14 protein-coding genes are annotated in these 16,684 nt (G+C 27.7%); 12 read left to right on the top strand and 2 right to left on the bottom strand.

Annotated features, from left to right (window positions below):
• Positions 1–227: 227 nt before the first annotated feature.
• Complete coding sequence (locus QOZ93_RS09715; protein WP_307356089.1) at positions 228–1,127, top strand: CPBP family intramembrane glutamic endopeptidase; 900 nt, start codon at positions 228–230, stop codon at positions 1,125–1,127.
• A 66-nt stretch (positions 1,128–1,193) separates the two neighbouring features.
• Here the strand turns inward: QOZ93_RS09715 and QOZ93_RS09710 are convergent, their stop codons facing one another.
• Complete coding sequence (locus tag QOZ93_RS09710; RefSeq protein ID WP_307356088.1) at positions 1,194–2,057, bottom strand: MBL fold metallo-hydrolase; 864 nt, start codon at positions 2,055–2,057, stop codon at positions 1,194–1,196.
• A 40-nt stretch (positions 2,058–2,097) separates the two neighbouring features.
• Positions 2,098–2,931, bottom strand: a complete 834-nt coding sequence (locus tag QOZ93_RS09705; protein ID WP_307356087.1) for a methyl-accepting chemotaxis protein — start codon at positions 2,929–2,931, stop codon at positions 2,098–2,100.
• 517 nt (positions 2,932–3,448) lie between these two features.
• Here QOZ93_RS09705 and QOZ93_RS09700 point away from each other — a divergent pair.
• The 11 genes from QOZ93_RS09700 (at position 3,449) to QOZ93_RS09650 (ending at position 16,242) form a co-directional block, all read left to right on the top strand.
• Complete coding sequence (locus QOZ93_RS09700; RefSeq protein WP_307356086.1) at positions 3,449–4,741, top strand: ABC transporter substrate-binding protein; 1,293 nt, start codon at positions 3,449–3,451, stop codon at positions 4,739–4,741.
• A gap of 76 nt (positions 4,742–4,817) precedes the next feature.
• The gene (locus tag QOZ93_RS09695; protein ID WP_307356085.1) at positions 4,818–5,729 is read left to right on the top strand and encodes a carbohydrate ABC transporter permease; all 912 of its coding nucleotides are present in this window, start codon (positions 4,818–4,820) and stop codon (positions 5,727–5,729) included.
• Between the two features lie 35 nt (positions 5,730–5,764).
• Positions 5,765–6,574 carry a carbohydrate ABC transporter permease gene (locus tag QOZ93_RS09690; protein WP_307356084.1) on the top strand — a complete coding sequence of 270 codons (810 nt, stop codon included), beginning with the start codon at positions 5,765–5,767 and terminating at the stop codon, positions 6,572–6,574.
• A gap of 26 nt (positions 6,575–6,600) precedes the next feature.
• On the top strand, positions 6,601–7,857 hold the full coding sequence (locus tag QOZ93_RS09685) for a GNAT family N-acetyltransferase (protein ID WP_307356083.1): 1,257 nt from the start codon (positions 6,601–6,603) through the stop codon (positions 7,855–7,857).
• Positions 7,858–7,891: 34 nt separating this feature from the next.
• Entirely contained in the window at positions 7,892–9,634 is a 1,743-nt protein-coding gene (locus tag QOZ93_RS09680; RefSeq protein WP_307356081.1) for a DUF4091 domain-containing protein, read from the top strand.
• A 34-nt stretch (positions 9,635–9,668) separates the two neighbouring features.
• The gene (locus QOZ93_RS09675) at positions 9,669–10,754 is read left to right on the top strand and encodes an ABC transporter ATP-binding protein (RefSeq protein WP_307356080.1); all 1,086 of its coding nucleotides are present in this window, start codon (positions 9,669–9,671) and stop codon (positions 10,752–10,754) included.
• Positions 10,755–10,886: 132 nt separating this feature from the next.
• Positions 10,887–11,525 carry a GntR family transcriptional regulator gene (locus QOZ93_RS09670; RefSeq protein ID WP_307356079.1) on the top strand — a complete coding sequence of 213 codons (639 nt, stop codon included), beginning with the start codon at positions 10,887–10,889 and terminating at the stop codon, positions 11,523–11,525.
• A gap of 254 nt (positions 11,526–11,779) precedes the next feature.
• Positions 11,780–12,154, top strand: coding sequence for a GrdX family protein (locus QOZ93_RS09665; protein WP_307356078.1), 375 nt, complete (start codon positions 11,780–11,782; stop codon positions 12,152–12,154).
• Positions 12,155–12,173: 19 nt separating this feature from the next.
• A complete protein-coding gene (locus QOZ93_RS09660; RefSeq protein WP_307356077.1) occupies positions 12,174–13,460 on the top strand; it encodes a glycine/sarcosine/betaine reductase component B subunit in 1,287 nt (428 codons plus the stop codon).
• Positions 13,461–13,484: 24 nt separating this feature from the next.
• Positions 13,485–14,792, top strand: a complete 1,308-nt coding sequence (locus tag QOZ93_RS09655; RefSeq protein WP_307356076.1) for a glycine/betaine/sarcosine/D-proline family reductase selenoprotein B — start codon at positions 13,485–13,487, stop codon at positions 14,790–14,792.
• Between the two features lie 112 nt (positions 14,793–14,904).
• On the top strand, positions 14,905–16,242 hold the full coding sequence (locus QOZ93_RS09650; RefSeq protein WP_307356075.1) for a sodium-dependent transporter: 1,338 nt from the start codon (positions 14,905–14,907) through the stop codon (positions 16,240–16,242).
• Positions 16,243–16,684: the final 442 nt, after the last annotated feature.

Genomic DNA, 16,684 nt, shown 5'->3' with positions numbered 1-16,684 from the left:
AAATATATGATCATATATAAAAAATTAATATAGTTATAATTAGTTAGGGTAGTTTATTGTAATAATTTAAAAGAAAAATTTATCTAAATAAACAGAGTATAACTATAAAAGTTTATATATTTATTAATATCATGTGAAAATAAAAATAAATTATTATATATGAATAAATTCTAATTTGATATAATAACTTGATATGAGTATATATTGAAAAAATAAGGGAGAAATATATGAAGATTTTAAAAAAGGATGGATTGTTTAAAGAAGCGCAGTGGAATGATAAATTACCTAATATTTTACAAACTTTTTTACTAGGTTATTTTTACCTATTATTGGGGCAATTAATAGGAGAAGTTTTTATTTTTATAGTAACAAAAAGTATAACTTTATCTCCTACTTTTAAATTACTATCTTATCTGATATTTGGATTCATATTTTGTAGTTTATTAATTTTTATGAGAATAAAAATTAAGGAAAAGAGAACATTAAGTTCATTTGGATTTCAAAAGAGGGGGAGTATAAAAAACTATTTTTTAGGATTTCTAATAGGCGCTATCCTTATGAGTATAATTACACTTATATTAGTTTTTACAGGAAACGCTGTTTTAAACAATAATTCAATACAACCCTTGGGAATTAGTGCTATTTTTAATATACTTATAATTTTACCAGGATGGATTATTCAAAGTGCTACTGAAGAAATTCTTACTAGGGGATGGATTATGAATACACTTGGAGCAAGATATACTCCAATTATAGGACTTATAGGATCCTCAGTATTTTTTGCTTTATTACATTTGACCAATCCAAATGTAACTTTTGTATCAATAATAAATTTGATTCTAGTAGGTATTTTATTTGGATTATATGTAATTAAAACCAAAAGTTTATGGGGAGTATGTGGTATGCATGCTGCATGGAATTTTTTCCAAGGTAACATATTTGGATTTAAGGTAAGTGGGTTAGATATTCAAATAGGGTCTATTGTAGAACTAAATACTAAAGGAGCTAACTGGATATCTGGTGGTACTTTTGGTCCAGAGGGAGGAATAATTTGCACAGTAATTAACAGTGTAGCTATTATAGTATTAGTTTATCTAATAACAAAAGACAATAATCAAACATTGTAATTTTCAAGAAAGTAGCAATGTTTTAAATGATTATAAATCAACTAAAACATTGCTAACTATTATTAATTAAAGATTTAATATAGTTCCAGTAGAATTCACAAAGAAATTATCGCAATTATTCCTAAATATTTCGATGGCTTTGTCTCCAGTACAATGGGATACCCCTATAAGTTTGATATCTAAATCTTTTAAGACATCTATGGTTTTATTTATACGTATTTCATCAGCTTCTATAAGGTGAGTTCCACCAAGAATTCCGTAAATTTTTTTATCAGTCCTTTTAGCTATAGTGCTAACTATATTTAAAATTCCAGGATGAGAACACCCAAGTAATATTAGAAGACCTTTTTCAGTGTCTATACCTAAGACAATCTCATCCTTAAAAGAGTCTATTACATAGTTTTCATCCTCTTTAATTATCATATTTGGATTTAAAGTTTCAAAGTTGTAAGTTTTTTCGAAGTTCGAAAAAACATATATATTGTCAGTAATATTGATCATGTCTTTGGATACATAATTAATATTTAAATTTTTGTCTTTTATAAAAGTTTCATCAAAGTTTATACCTATGTAATTATACTCATTATTATCTGAAGTAAAGTCTAGCTTTTGATTCCCATCAGAATGATGATATTTATTGCTGTTTTTAAAAAAGTTATTACTTATAAAAAGTTCAGGTTTAGATGTAAAGCTATCTAAAAATGTTCTTACTCCTCCGCAATGATCATAATGTGCGTGGCTAAGTACTAAGTAATTTGTTTTGTTTAAATCTATATTTAATTTTTTTGCATTTTCAACAAAGTTACCACTTTTACCGGTGTCAAAAAGAATGTTTTTACCATTGTTTTCTATAAAGAAAGATAAACCATGTTCGTTTAGTAAACTTTTATTTTCACCAAGAGAATTTTCAATAATTGTTGTTATTTTCATTAATGGGACTCCTTTTCAAATTTCTAGAATTATAGTAATGCTAAATTTCAGATGCAAGTTCCTTTAAATCAGCAGCAGATATATTTAAGTTTTCTATAACTGACTTTATTTCTTCAATAGATGATACCTGTTCTTCAAAGATATTATTAGAATCATTTATTTTATGAGAAATTTGCATAACAGAGTTTTGAATATTTTTCAATATGTCATTTATTTGTTTTATGGAATCACTACTAGATACTGAGAGTTTTCTTATTTCATTAGCAACAACTCCAAAACCTTTTCCGAATTCTCCCGCTCGCGCAGATTCTATTGCAGCATTTAGACCTAATAAATTTGTTTGACGAGCAATGTTTTCTATAAATTTTAGTACATCATCTGTATTTTGAGCTTCTTCATAAGTTTTGTCTACATTTTCAAGTATAGTACTATTTGAAGCTGAAACAGATTGAACACCTTTATTAATTTCCCCAATAGAAAGGGCTATTTGTTGTAAGGAATCTGATAGATTATTAGTTAGATTTTGTAGTTTATTTTTACGTTTTAAACTTTTAGCTATAACAATAGTTCCTACTACTTGTCCATCTTCTTTAACAGGTACACCTATAGCTTTTATTGAAGTTCCAAAGACTTCTTCAGGTACTATTATAGATATAGATTTTTTAGCCTTTAAACATTCATAAGCAGCACACCCCTTTGGTATGGGATCCCCAGCTTGAACATTAAGTTTTATATTTTCGCTATCAACACTTTTAAGAAAATATTGTGTATTTGAGATTGTAAAAGCTACTTCATCTTCAAAATAATATTGGAAATATGGTATTAAGTTATTAAATGAAGTTATTAATTGGTTTTGTTCCAAGTTTTCGATCATGTATTTCACCCTTTCACATTTATGTATTCTATCTCTTCAATATAGTATTTTTATGTATTAAAGTCAATTTAAAAAAATGTGAATTTTTTAATAAATAAAATCTTCAATATAAAAAATATAACTAAACTTATATGTATTTAAACTTTAATATAAGTACACTAAAGTTTAGATATTTAACATATCATTTTTTACAAAAATAATAGAATAGCTTATTATAATGTTTAATTTATAGGTTAAATGGAAATGTTAATAAAGATGAGTTGATTACATAAGTATGAAAAATATCTAAATAACCCATAAAATGTTGAAAAGAATAGAAAATTAAGTTAAAATTAAGGTGTTTTAAAAATTAGAATAATAAAAAATGAAAAAAAAATAAAAAAATAAAAAATATAGTAAACTATTTATCGTATTAATAGATAACTTAGTATCTATTAATAAAACAAATTGGACAACATTTACAGAGTTTTATATTCTTAAAAAGTAAACAAAACAATTTAAAGTAGGAGGGAAACTTATGAAAAAAATTAAAAAAATTGTTGCAACAGCACTAATTGGGGCTATAACAGCAATGTCATTGATTGGTTGTGGAAATAGTAAAGAAGCTAAAAAACCTTCAACTAATCAAGGTGGAAAAGAAAAATTAACGGTATGGTTACCACCAATAGGTGATAATGATGCGCCACTTTGGAAATCTATATTTGAAAAGTTTGAGAAAGAGAACAATGTAGAGGTAAAATTAGAAATTATACCATGGGAAAATTATCCTGAAAAATATGCTACAGCTATTTCGGCAGGTAAAGGACCAGATGTTGGCTACATGTATGCAGAAATGTTTCCTCAATTTATTCAAATGGGTGCAGTAGAAAATTTAAAAGATTACTACACTAAGGAAGACTATGAGAATTATACATACTTGGATGCAGCTAAAATGATGGGTGGAGTATATGGTCTACCTATAGAAGCAGCAAATCCAGCGTTACTTTATTACAATAAAGATATATTAAAGTCAATAGGAGAAGAACCACCAAAAACTTGGGACGACTTTGAAAGAATTTGTAAGAAGGCTACAAAGGATACTAATGGTGATGGAAAAGTAGATCAATGGGGATTTGCACAAGGTTGGGGTGCAAAATTCTTTGGTGATTTAAACTGGAACTGGTACGGTTTCCTATGGCAAGCAGGTGGAGAATTATATAATAAAGATTTAAAAACTGTAAAATTTAATGATGCGTCAGGACAAAGGGCAGCAGAATTTTTATATAAATTAAATGTGAAAGATAAAGTAGTTCCTGAAGATTCATTATCAAAAACTAATAAAGAAATGTTTGAAACAGTATTTGCAAAAGGAAAGGCAGCCTTTGCTATTCATCTGTCTTCTACTTCTACTAATATGCTAGATAAAGAATATAAGAATCTTAATTATGGATTTATTACTTCACTTAAAGATAAAACTAAAGGAACTTTCGCATCAGTTGACCAGTTAACATTAATGTCAGCTGCTAAAAATAAAGATTTAGCATTTAAGTTAATGAAATATATGTTAAGTGTAGAATCAATGACTAAGTTCCATAAAGTTAATCCAAGAGCTCCTATGACAAAAAATGAACCATATCAAGGAGATCCTAAGTTTGAAAAACTTGTAAAAGAAGATAAAGGTGTTTATAGACCACTAATTGTAGCTCCACATGGTGTAGAGGTTTATGAATATCTATGGAAACAACTTCAAAGTATGGTAGCAGGACAAAAGTCTCCAAAAGAAGCATTAGATGATGCAGCAAAATATGCAAATGATTTATTAGCACAATAATAATTTTTAAAATTAAGGCATTGAAGGTATACTTTCAATGCCTATTTTTAAATGAGGAGAAGAGGAGGGGGCATAAATGAAGAGAATAGAAAAAAAACATGAGTTAAAGAAAAGTTTTAAATTAAAGAAATTAGGACCTTATGGTTATATATTACCTTTAGGAATTATTTTATTTAGTTTTTATGTAATACCAATAATTATGTCAATTTATTTTAGTTTTACAAAGTACAACATAATGATTCCAGAAAAATTTATTGGATTTCAAAATTATAAACGTTTATTTAATGATAATACATTTAAGATATCAGTATTGAATACTATAAAGTTCACTCTAATTGTAGTTCCAATACAAACTACATTGGCAATTATTTTAGCTGTTTGGGTTAAAAGTAGAAGTAAAAGCTTTATAGGAAAGTTTGCTAAAGCGGTTATGTTTATCCCAGTAATGTCTTCTATGATAGTCATAGGTGTTATATGGAAGGCTTTATTAAGTGGCGATACATCACCAGTAAATCAGTTTCTAGGAATATTTCATATAGGTCCGGTAAATTGGTTAGGAGATGTAAATTTAAGTCTATATACTTTAATGGGTATTAACATATGGAAAAATGTTGGATATTTTATGGTTATATATATAGCAGCACTTATGGACATACCTAAATCGTATTATGAAGCAGCAAGAGTTGATGGTGCTACTAAATGGCAAGAATTTAAGAATATTACATTACCTTTATTGAAGCCAACTACTGTAATGGTAGTATTTTTAGGTTCTATATGGTCTCTTCAAATATTTGATTTAGTATATTCATTAACAGGCGGAGGACCAGGAATGTCAACTATGACTATGGTTATGTATGCATATAATTTGAATTTTAAAAATTTTAACTCTGGATATGCTATGGCAGTTGCTAATATATTATTTTTTATTATAGCAATAGCTACTATATTACAGAGAAAATTTATTAAAAAAGAAAATTCTACTTATTAATATTAATATAGATAAAATAAGTTTAGGAGGATAATATGAAAAGTATACGAAGAATTATTTTAGACGTGTTATTGCTTATAATATCATGTTGTGCAATTATACCTTTTTTATATATGATAGTAACTTCTTTTAAGGTTACTTATTCAGCATATAATTTTAGTATTAAGTTCAACGAATTAACTTTACAAAATTATAAGGCTATATTTCAAAATACGGAATTTTTAACATACTTTATAAATAGTACAATAATTTCTTTTTCAGGAGTTTTGATAAATTTATTATTTAGTAGTATGGCAGGATATGCCTTTGCAAAACTTGATTTTCCAGGAAATGAAAAGATCTTTTGGTTTATGATAATGACTCTTATAATACCATCTCAAGTTACTATGATACCACTTTATATTATAATGAAACATTTAAATTGGATTAATACATATTGGGCACTTATTCTACCAATACCAACAGCGTTTGGAGTTTTTCTTATGAGACAAAGTATATTGAATATTCCTAAAGAACTTATAGAATCGGCTAAAATTGATGGATGTTCTGATAAAAGAATATTTTTTCAGATTATATTACCATTAATAAAACCTGCTATATTGACTTTAGCTATATTTACTTTTATAGGTGCATGGAATGAGTTCTTATGGCCATTAATAGTAACAACAGATGATTCTGTAAGAACTTTAACCGTTGGATTATCGACATTGAAGACCCAATATACACCTAGTTATGGATTAAATATGGCAGCAGCTACATTGACATTTTTACCACCATTTATATTTTATTTAATATTACAAAATAAATTTGTTGAAGGTGTAACTGCTACGGGTATAAAAGGTTAAAGTATATTTAAGTTTAGGAGGATATTATGGAGGGACCTAGAGAAACAAAAAATAATGAATATGAAAAAGTTATATTATTGATTAATAATATATTTAGGAATAATAAAGGATATAAACCAACTATGCAATATGAGTTCCCCATACTTTTAAATAAAGATAATAGAGAAAATATGCGTATAATAGTTGAGGATAATAAGCCAGTTTCTTGTGTGAATTTTGTACAAAGAGAGATTTTAGTAGAAGGTGCAAAAATAGATGTAGCTTCTATAGGAGCAGTATGTACAAATAAAGAATATAGAGGAAAGGGATATTCATCTTTACTTCTTGAGGATGTTGAAAAAAAGATGTATGAAGATGGAGTAGATCTATTGTTAGTATCAGGTACTAGGGCACTTTATCAACGAAGAGGATGTACTATGACAAGAAATTTCTTAAGTTATAAAGTATTACCTGAAAATATAAATATAGATTTTAAAATTAGAGAGTATAAGAATCAAGATTTAGAAAAGATAGTTCCACTATATAATAGTTTGTCCACGCGTTTTTATAGAAGTTATAATGACTTTGAAAAACTTATAGATTCAGCTGTATTTCCTTGGGGAACATTTACATATAAGAGATGTGTAATAGTAGAAAATGAAGAGGTTACAGGATATATCTTTATAAGAATTATTAATGAAGACATATTAAGAGGAGAAGTTGTAGAGCTTTTTGGAAGTCCTAATAAAATATATAATGCATTAAAGTATTTAGCTTATGAAAATAAACTAGAATTTATAGAATATAAGGTTAATACCCAAGATAAAATAAATAAATTAAGTAAGGAAGTTCAAAGTCAGAGTTGTTATCAAGAAGGGACTTTAAAAATAATTAATTTTGAAAAATTCATGTGTAATTTAAAGCCTTATTTTTTACAATATATTGATAGGACAATATTAAATGAACTAGTATTTAAAGTGGAGCAAATAGGTGAAATTGAAGAAAATAAAAAGGAAGTAGGAGTAAACTATAAAGTTTTAGATAATAATGAGGATGGATTTAAATTAGATGTTAAGGAAGATATATTAAAAGATATTGAATTGATAAAGGAACATAGAATATATAAGTTTATCTTTAAAAATCAAGTGATAGAAATTAATAATGTGAGAGACCTAAATAAGTTAGTTTTTGAAGGAGCGGAAAGTTTAAAGATTGATTTTAAGGATAAAGAGACTTTAAGAAAATTTATAACTACAGTTTTTCCTATACCTTTTGTATATGTTGCTAATTTAAATTATCAATAATAATGGGGATATATTAATTTAGGAGGAATTTTATATGAATTTAAAGTATACATTGAAAGATAGTAGTTTCAAACATTATAAATATGCAATTGTAGAAGAAAATCAATGGGAAGAAGAATTAGAATTAACTGTTGTAAAAAATGAAAAATTTGCTTTTCAATTAATGATTGAAGGCGATGAAGAGTTTACATGTTCTTTAGATAACATGAACAATATAAGTTGGAAGGGTCTCATAAACAAGGTAAGATTGCAGTTAAGGATAGATGAAAAGATAGAAAAAAATTTTAATATAAGTTTTTTAGGATATGTTAAAGATGATACAGGAGCACTAGTTAGTGATCCCATACTTAGAGAAAAATCTATGTTAGTAGAGCAATATATTCCTCAAATGTTATGGATAGAAGGAAATATTCCTAAGGACTATAATAAAGAAAATTTTAAAGTTTACATAGATATGTATTTAACTAAAGAATATGAAGATGAAGAGAAAATTGCAACTATTGCAACTGAAGTAAAAGTTAAGGATATAATATTAAATAATTTAAATGAATCACAATTTTATTTGGATTTATGGCAACATCCAACTTGTTTATCTAGATATTATAATGTTCCTTTATGGAGTAATGAACATTTTGAAATTATAAAAAATTATTTAGAAGAATTAGCATCTATGGGTGAAAAAGTTATGACACTTATAGTATCAGATTTTTCATGGGCAGGACAAGGATGTTATAAAGTTTATAAAAATGTATCTAATTTATTTGAAAATAATATTATAGGAATTTCAAAAGATGTTAATGGGAAGATAAAATGTGATTTTAAAAATTTAGATAGATATATAAAGATAGCTATGGAATGTGGTATTAATAGAGAAATAAATCTTTTTGGACTTTTAGGAAATTGGGAGGCTAGAACATTTGGAAATCCGTTAGAAGAATATAAAGATCCTATAAGATTAAATTATTATGATGAAAAAAGCCAAACATTTAAATATATAAAAGATACAAAGGATTTGCATTCATATTTGAACCAATTATTTGATCATTTAGTAAAGATGAACTTATGGGATAAAGTATATATAATTGCAGACGAACCTAATAATCCAGAAGTATCAAGAGAATGTATAGATTTTTTAAATTCTTGTATAGAGGGATATAGGATAAAATATAAAGTAGCAAGTCATGATCAAAATTTCTTAGATTGTTATAAGGATTCTTTAGATCAATTATCTATAAATTTAAAACTTACAATAGAGAATTTTACAAAGATAAAGGATATTAAAAAATCTGTAAATGAGAAAAATGGTGCTTTAACTTGGTTTGTTTGTTGTTTCCCAGAAAAACCAAATAACTTTATTAGTTCACCTTATTTAGAAGGTAGAATAATACCGTGGATAACATATTATTTTGGATTAGATGGTTTCTTAAGATGGGACTATAATTTATGGACAACTAATCCTTGGGAGGAAACAACCTATAAGTTTCCAACTTGGAAGGCTGGAGATATGTTCTTTGTATATCCAGGAAAAGACTTAAAACCAATTAGATCCATACGTTTAGAAAATATGAGATTTGGAATACAGGATTTTGAATTATTTACTATGTTAGAAAAAAAGATTGGAAGAGATCATATAGAAGATTTAATGGAGAATGTTCTAGGAAGGAAAGAGAAGATTTATGTGAAATCTTTTAAAGATATAGAAATGAATTATTCATTAGATTATAAAAAATATAGAGAAGTTAAGATAAAATTACTTAATTTATTAGATGAAAAATAAAAGATTCTATAGATTATAGGAGGATAATAATGTAATGTCTAAAATACAAATAAAGAATTTAAATAAGATTTATGATAATGGATTTCATGCAGTTAAAGATGTTAATATAGATATCCAAGATAAAGAATTTATAGTATTAGTTGGACCATCAGGCTGTGGAAAATCAACTACTTTAAGAATGATAGCTGGTCTTGAAGAAGTTTCTTCAGGAGAAATTATTATAGGGGAAGAAAATGTTACTAATATGGAACCAAAGGATAGAGATATAGCAATGGTATTTCAAAATTATGCTCTTTATCCACATATGACAGTATATGAAAATATGACTTTTGCTCTTAAATTAAGAAAAGTAGATAAAACTGAAATTAATAAAAAAGTAAATGAAGTAGCCAAAATTTTAGGCATTGAAGATTTATTAAAGAGAAAGCCTGCACAATTATCAGGAGGACAAAGACAAAGGGTTGCATTAGGAAGAGCTATGGTAAGATCCCCAAAGGTATTCTTAATGGATGAACCACTGTCTAATTTAGATGCTAAGTTAAGAGTGCAAACTCGTTCAGAAATAATTAAATTGCATAAGTTATTAAATAATACTTTTATATATGTAACTCATGATCAAACAGAAGCTATGACTATGGGTACTAGAATTGTAGTTATGAATAATGGTGTCATTAAGCAAATAGATACTCCACAAAATATATATGAAAACCCGCAAAATATGTTTGTTGCAGGTTTTATAGGATCTCCCCAAATGAATTTTATACATTGTAATTTAAAAAACGAACAAGATAGTATTATTATAGAAAATAAAGAATTAAACATAAAGTTATCTAAAAAAGAAGATAAACAATTACAAGATTGTAGAGAATTTATTTTAGGGATTCGTCCTGAAAATGTAACCTTAGAAGAACAAGAAAATTGCACAGGGATAAAAGGTAAAATAGAAGTTATAGAATATTTAGGGGCAGAGGCTATAATTTATTTATCTACTTCTCAAGGAGAAATAGTATTAAAAATTAATGATATAAATTCATTAAAAATAGGAGATGAACTAAAGGTATATTTTAAACCTAATAAAGTTTATATTTTTAATAAAGAAACAGAAGATAGAATTATATAAAGAATAATATCAAGCTAGTAACACTTTTTATAGTTATAGTGTATAATTAATATTTGAGAATACTAAGCAATATAAAAAACAAATATTTAAATTAGCTTAAAAAGTTGTGGTTATTTTTAGGAGGGTTATGCAATGGGGAAAAAACTTGCAACAGATGAAATTTATAATATTTTAAAAAATAGAATTATTCAGCTTGAATATACTCCAGGTGTAGTTCTTAATGAAGTTGATATTGCTAATGAGTTTGATATAAGTAGAACACCAATAAGAGAAATATTTCAGAAGTTAAATAGCGATAGATTATTAAATATTATTCCAAGGTTCGGGGCTCAAGTTACATATATTGATTTTAAATATATGAAGTCAGTTTTTGAAGTTACAAGGGAAGTAGAACCTTTTGCAACAAAATTATGTGTAGAAAGAATTGATGAAAAAAAAATAGGTGAACTTGAAGAAATAATGAATAAGTTGAATCAATATAATATAAAGGAAGATTACCAGAAGGCTATTTTAGAAGATGAAAAATTTCATGATATAGTATTAAATAGTAGTGGAAATCAATGTCTTGAAGAGCTTCTTCTTAATTTACATATTCATACTGAAAGATTATGGCATTATTCAGAGCAATATATAGATTCAATGGAATTGTTTACAGAAACACTTGGAAAAATCTTATGTGCAATAAAAGAAAGAAGTAAAGAAAAGGCGGAAAAATATGCAAGAGAACATATAGATGCCTTTGTTGAAAAAATAAAAAAAGAAATGCTTTAAAAACTAAATACAGTAATAAAATAAAACCTTGAATTATTTTAATGTAAAATTTTATTAGAATAATTCAAGGTTTTTTGTCGTTAAAAAGATAATAATAACATAAAATTAAAAATATTAAGAAAAATATTAAAATTTTAGAAGGAATATTGAAGTATACATAGAACATATATATACAACAAGATAGAAATACATCTTGTATACAACAAATAAACATATAAAATTTTATTAAAATTCAACTTAAAGGGGGAAAAGAGTTGGGGTGTTTAATTATAACTAATAATCCATTGGTTAAAAGAAAATTTAATAATGTATGTTTTGTGGAAGGAACAATGGAAGAGGTATTAATTAAAGTGAGAAATTTAGTTTATGAAAAATTTGAATTAATTACTCATCCATTAGGTGCCAGTCTAAGAATAATGTTTTCACCATATCGTTCAATAATCATAGGTGAAAAAAACCAAAGATTAAATACTACACATGTGGAGATTATAGAAGGTAGTATTGATAAATATAAAGAACATATGAAATTAAGAAAAGAGGACTTAAAAAATGCTGATGATTATTCATTAATTGATTTGACTTTACTAGAAGCAGCATTTAGTGAATTAGAAAATATTATGATTTCTTAAATTTTTAGGAGGTGTTATTTTGAAATTAGAACATAGAAGAATTAATATTAAAGATATTCAATTTGGCGAAAGTACCATAGTGAAAAATGGAGTTTTATTTGTAAATAAAGGGGAACTTATTTCAAAACTTAAGGAAGATCAAAGAGTTAAGGAAATAAAGATTGATATTGCAAGACCAGGTGAAAAAGTAAGAATTATTCCTGTAAAAGATGTTATTGAACCAAGAGTAAAAATTGAAGGAGATGGAAACGGATTTCCAGGTGCTTCAACAAAAATGGCACAGTTAGGAGAAGGAAAAGTTAATATCTTATATGGTGCAGCTGTTGTTACAATAGGAGATATTGTAGGATTCCAAGAAGGGGTAATCGATATGTGGGGAGAGGGAGCTAAATGGACACCTTTTTCTAAAACATGTAATTTAGTAGTTGATATAACTCCTGTTAGCGGATTAGATCCTCATACACATGAAGCTACTGTTAGAATGGTAGGACTTAAAGCTGCTGAAATAATTGGACAGGCTGGAAAAGATATTAAACCTGATGAAATTAAGACTTATGAAATAGAAAGTATGGTTGAAGAAAATAAAAAATATACTAATCTGCCTAAGGTTTTATATGTAGAGATGATGATTTCACAAGGATTATTACATGATGGATATATATATGGAGTCAATAGCCAACAAATTTTACCAACATTATTACATCCTAATGAAGAATTAGATGGAGCTGTAATTAGTGGAAACTGTGTGGCTGCATGTGACAAGATAACAACTTATCAACATCAAAATAATTCAGTTATTTTAGATTTGTATGAAAAGCATGGAAAAGAATTGAACTTTTTAGGAGTAATTTTAGATCCTGAGGTAACAACTTTACAAGGAAAGTTCAGAACTTGTGATTATACAGCTAAGTTATGTAAAATGATTGGCGCTGATGGTGTTATTGTTTCAGAAGAGGGATATGGAAATCCAGATTCAGATTTATTAATGATATGTAAGAGATTGGAGAAATCAGGTATAAAAACAGTTTTAATTACAGATGAATGTTCAGGTAGAGATGGAATGTCTCAATCTTTAGCAGATACAACTAAAGAAGCTGTTGCTGTTGTTTCAGGAGGAAATGTAAGCCATGTAGTTACATTACCTCCAGCAGATAAAGTTTTAGGAAGCGATAAGGCTATAGCTACTTTAGCAGGTGGATGGGATGGAGCCCTATTAGAGGATGGAACACTTATGTGTGAATTAAATGCTGTTATTGGAGCTACCTCAGAAATTGGATACCATAATTGCACATCAAGATTATATTAAGGAGTATTGAAGGGAGGAATTATAATGGGAAAAAAATTTAAGGTTTTATATTATGTAAATCAGTTTTTTGGACAAGTAGGTGGAGAAGATAAAGCTGGAATGAAACCAGAATTTGTAGAAGATAAAATAGGACCAGCACTTGGATTTAGCCAGCTTATTAAAGATGAGGGTGAGGTAATTGGTACTATAATTTGTGGAGATAACTATTTTAATGAAAATAGAGAAGAAGCATTAAAGATTATTGGAAATAAGGTGCAGGAGATAGCTCCAGATATAGTAGTTACAGGACCTGCTTTTAATGCTGGAAGATATGGTATGGCATGTGGAGAAATAGCTAAATTTATCGTAGAGGAACTTAATATTCCAGCTATAACAGGAATGTACATTGAAAATCCAGGGCTAGATACTTGTAAAGATAAAGTTATAGTTGCTAATGTAACAGATTCAGCAGCAGGGATGCGTAAGGCATTACCTATTATGGCGAAGTTAGCAAAGAAAATTGTTAATAAACAAGAATTGGGATTCCCAGAGGAAGAGGGATATATACCTCAAGGCAAAAGAAAAACTATAATAGTAGAAAAGAGAGGTTCTGAGAGAGCAGTAGATATGCTATTAGCACGTTTAAAAAATGAAGAATTTAAAACAGAACTTCCAATGCCTATTTTTGACCAGGTTGATCCAGCACCTGCTATTAAAAATATGAGTAAGGCAACTATAGCATTGGTTACAAGTGGTGGAATTGTACCAGTAGGTAATCCAGATAGAATACAATCTGCTAGTGCACAAAAATGGGGAAAATATAATATAGAAGGAAAGGATAGTCTTGGAAAAGAATATTGTACTATTCATGGAGGGTATGATCCTGTATATGCTAACGAAGATCCAGATAGGGTAGCACCTCTTGATGCTTTAAAAGAACTTGAAAAAGAAGGATATATAGGAAAGGTTCATGAATATTTTTATACAACAACAGGAACAGGTACATCAGTTGGCAATTCAGTTAAGTTTGGAAAAGAAATAGGTGCTTTATTAAAAGAAGCTGGTGTAGATGGAGTTATACTTACGTCTACTTGAGGAACTTGTACACGTTGCGGTGCAACAATGTTAAAGGAAATAGAAAGATATGGTATACCAATTGTTCATATGGCTACAATTACTACAATTTCTCAATCAGTAGGTGCTAATAGAATAGTTCCAACTGTTGCAATTCCACATCCAGTAGGAAATCCAAAACTTTCAAGTAAAGATGAAAAATCTTTAAAACACATACTTGTAAAAAAAGCTATAGATGCTTTAAGTACTGAAGTTTCCGGTATAACTCAATTTGAGTAAAAATGTTTATAGATTTTTAGATATTGAATTAGGCTCTCTTATTAAGAGAGCTTAATTTAAATAACATTTTGCATCTCTTTCTAATTTAAGTATTTTATAGGAGGATATGATTATGGAAAAAAGAGAGAGCTGGGGAAGTAGATTTGGATTTATCATGTCGGCAGTAGGATTTTCAGTGGGTTTAGGAAGCATATGGAGATTTCCGTATTTAGCAAGTGTACATGGTGGAGGTGCATTTGTATTCGTATATATAATAATTTGTATATTAATTGGTATACCATTATTTACTATGGAAATGAGTTTAGGAAGAAAAACTCAATTAAATGCAGTGGAAGGTATGAGGTCTTTAACTAAAAAAGGGAGTCCTTGGGTAGCATTTGGATGGCTTGGAGCTTTATCTGCCTTTGTTATATTATGTTATTATGTTCAAATAACAGGATGGACATTGGCATATTTAATTAAGATGCTTACAGGTCACTTTAAAGGGTTACCTTCAACGGTTTATGCAAAAGCATTTAGTGATTTTACAGCTAATACACCTATAGTATGTATTTATACAGTGATATGTATGATAGTTGTTGGTATTATATCATCTAGGGGATTAGAAAAAGGTATAGAAAAGGCATGTAAAATCATGATGCCTGCATTATTTATTATATTAATAGTACTTGCTATAAGATCAGTAACTTTACCAGGAGCCATGGAAGGATTAAAATGGTATCTTAAAGTAGATTTTTCAAAAATTAATGGTGAAGTATTATTAGCTGCATTAGGACAATGTTTTTTTGCAGTGGGTATAGCAAGTGGAGGTGCATTTATATATGGAAGTTATCTTAAAAAGGATAGCGATATTCCAACTGATGCCTCAATAATAGTTTTTACTGTCACAATAACAGCATTAGTATCAGGTGTAGTTATATTTCCGGCCATATCTGCATTAGGTTTAAAACCTAATGGAGGATCTAGTACATTATTTGTAACCATGTCCAATTTATTTTCTAATATGCCAGGAGGCAATTTTTTCGGTGCATTATTTTTCCTTTTAGTATTATTTGCAGCAATTTCTTCAGTAATAGGATATTTAGAACCTATAGTAATGATTGTTAGTGAGTTATTTCACTTAGAACGAAAAAAATCAGTATGGCTATGTTTAATAATAATATTTATAGTGGGATTTCCTACTATAATGGCACAAGGAGCATGGTCACATATTAGTATTGCAGGAAAAAATATTTTTGATTTTGCAGATTTTCTTTCTGGAAATATTCTGATGCCTTTAGGAGCCTTAATTTTATCTTTATATACTTTATTTGTATGGAAGTTTAAAAGGTATCAAGAAGATACTAATATAGGTGCCACTAAAATAAAAGTATTTAATTGGTGGAAACCACTTGTTACATTTATTATTCCAGTTTCAATAATTATTATATTTATAACAGGTTTAATGTAAAAAAATCAGAAAATTATCAAAATTTACAGAAAGTATCTTAATATAACATAAAAATATAAGATATTAAATTAAGTATAATAAAGTTAAAATAACTTTTTATATATTGATTACTAAAAGGGGGGCTGTCGCATTAGCATAAAAATTTATACTAACGCGGCAGCGTTTTTTTGTGTTTTATAGAAAATTTAATGATAGTTCACCGCCTATAAGCTTAATAATTTAAAAATGTCGCACTTTAATAAGCCTTTGGTATTAAGGCTTTTTTGACTTGTAGAATTTTAATATTTTAAAATTAGGCACTTTTTTTAAGTGAAAAAAGGTGTGTTCCAGTTCTATCTGCCTGAATTTTATTATGTAGCTTATTTATGTTATGTGCCATTGCTAATAGCATACTTTCAGCCAAAACATTTCTTTTACCTTTACTTAGATATCTACGAAATCT

This window comes from Hathewaya limosa, assembly GCF_030815255.1.
Taxonomy (GTDB): Bacteria; Bacillota; Clostridia; order Clostridiales; family Clostridiaceae; genus Hathewaya; species Hathewaya limosa.
The sequence above is the reverse complement of the archived record's forward strand: the minus strand, read 5'-3'. Positions and strand labels throughout refer to the sequence as shown.

Bases quoted from the DNA above. Each gene is read 5' to 3' on its own strand.
- QOZ93_RS09715 (WP_307356089.1), top strand. From the start codon at position 228: ATGAAGATTTTAAAAAAGGATGGATTGTTTAAAGAAGCGCAGTGGAAT.
- QOZ93_RS09710 (WP_307356088.1), bottom strand. From the start codon at position 2,057: ATGAAAATAACAACAATTATTGAAAATTCTCTTGGTGAAAATAAAAGT.
- QOZ93_RS09705 (WP_307356087.1), bottom strand. From the start codon at position 2,931: ATGATCGAAAACTTGGAACAAAACCAATTAATAACTTCATTTAATAAC.
- QOZ93_RS09700 (WP_307356086.1), top strand. From the start codon at position 3,449: ATGAAAAAAATTAAAAAAATTGTTGCAACAGCACTAATTGGGGCTATA.
- QOZ93_RS09695 (WP_307356085.1), top strand. From the start codon at position 4,818: ATGAAGAGAATAGAAAAAAAACATGAGTTAAAGAAAAGTTTTAAATTA.
- QOZ93_RS09690 (WP_307356084.1), top strand. From the start codon at position 5,765: ATGAAAAGTATACGAAGAATTATTTTAGACGTGTTATTGCTTATAATA.
- QOZ93_RS09685 (WP_307356083.1), top strand. From the start codon at position 6,601: ATGGAGGGACCTAGAGAAACAAAAAATAATGAATATGAAAAAGTTATA.
- QOZ93_RS09680 (WP_307356081.1), top strand. From the start codon at position 7,892: ATGAATTTAAAGTATACATTGAAAGATAGTAGTTTCAAACATTATAAA.
- QOZ93_RS09675 (WP_307356080.1), top strand. From the start codon at position 9,669: ATGTCTAAAATACAAATAAAGAATTTAAATAAGATTTATGATAATGGA.
- QOZ93_RS09670 (WP_307356079.1), top strand. From the start codon at position 10,887: ATGGGGAAAAAACTTGCAACAGATGAAATTTATAATATTTTAAAAAAT.
- QOZ93_RS09650 (WP_307356075.1), top strand. From the start codon at position 14,905: ATGGAAAAAAGAGAGAGCTGGGGAAGTAGATTTGGATTTATCATGTCG.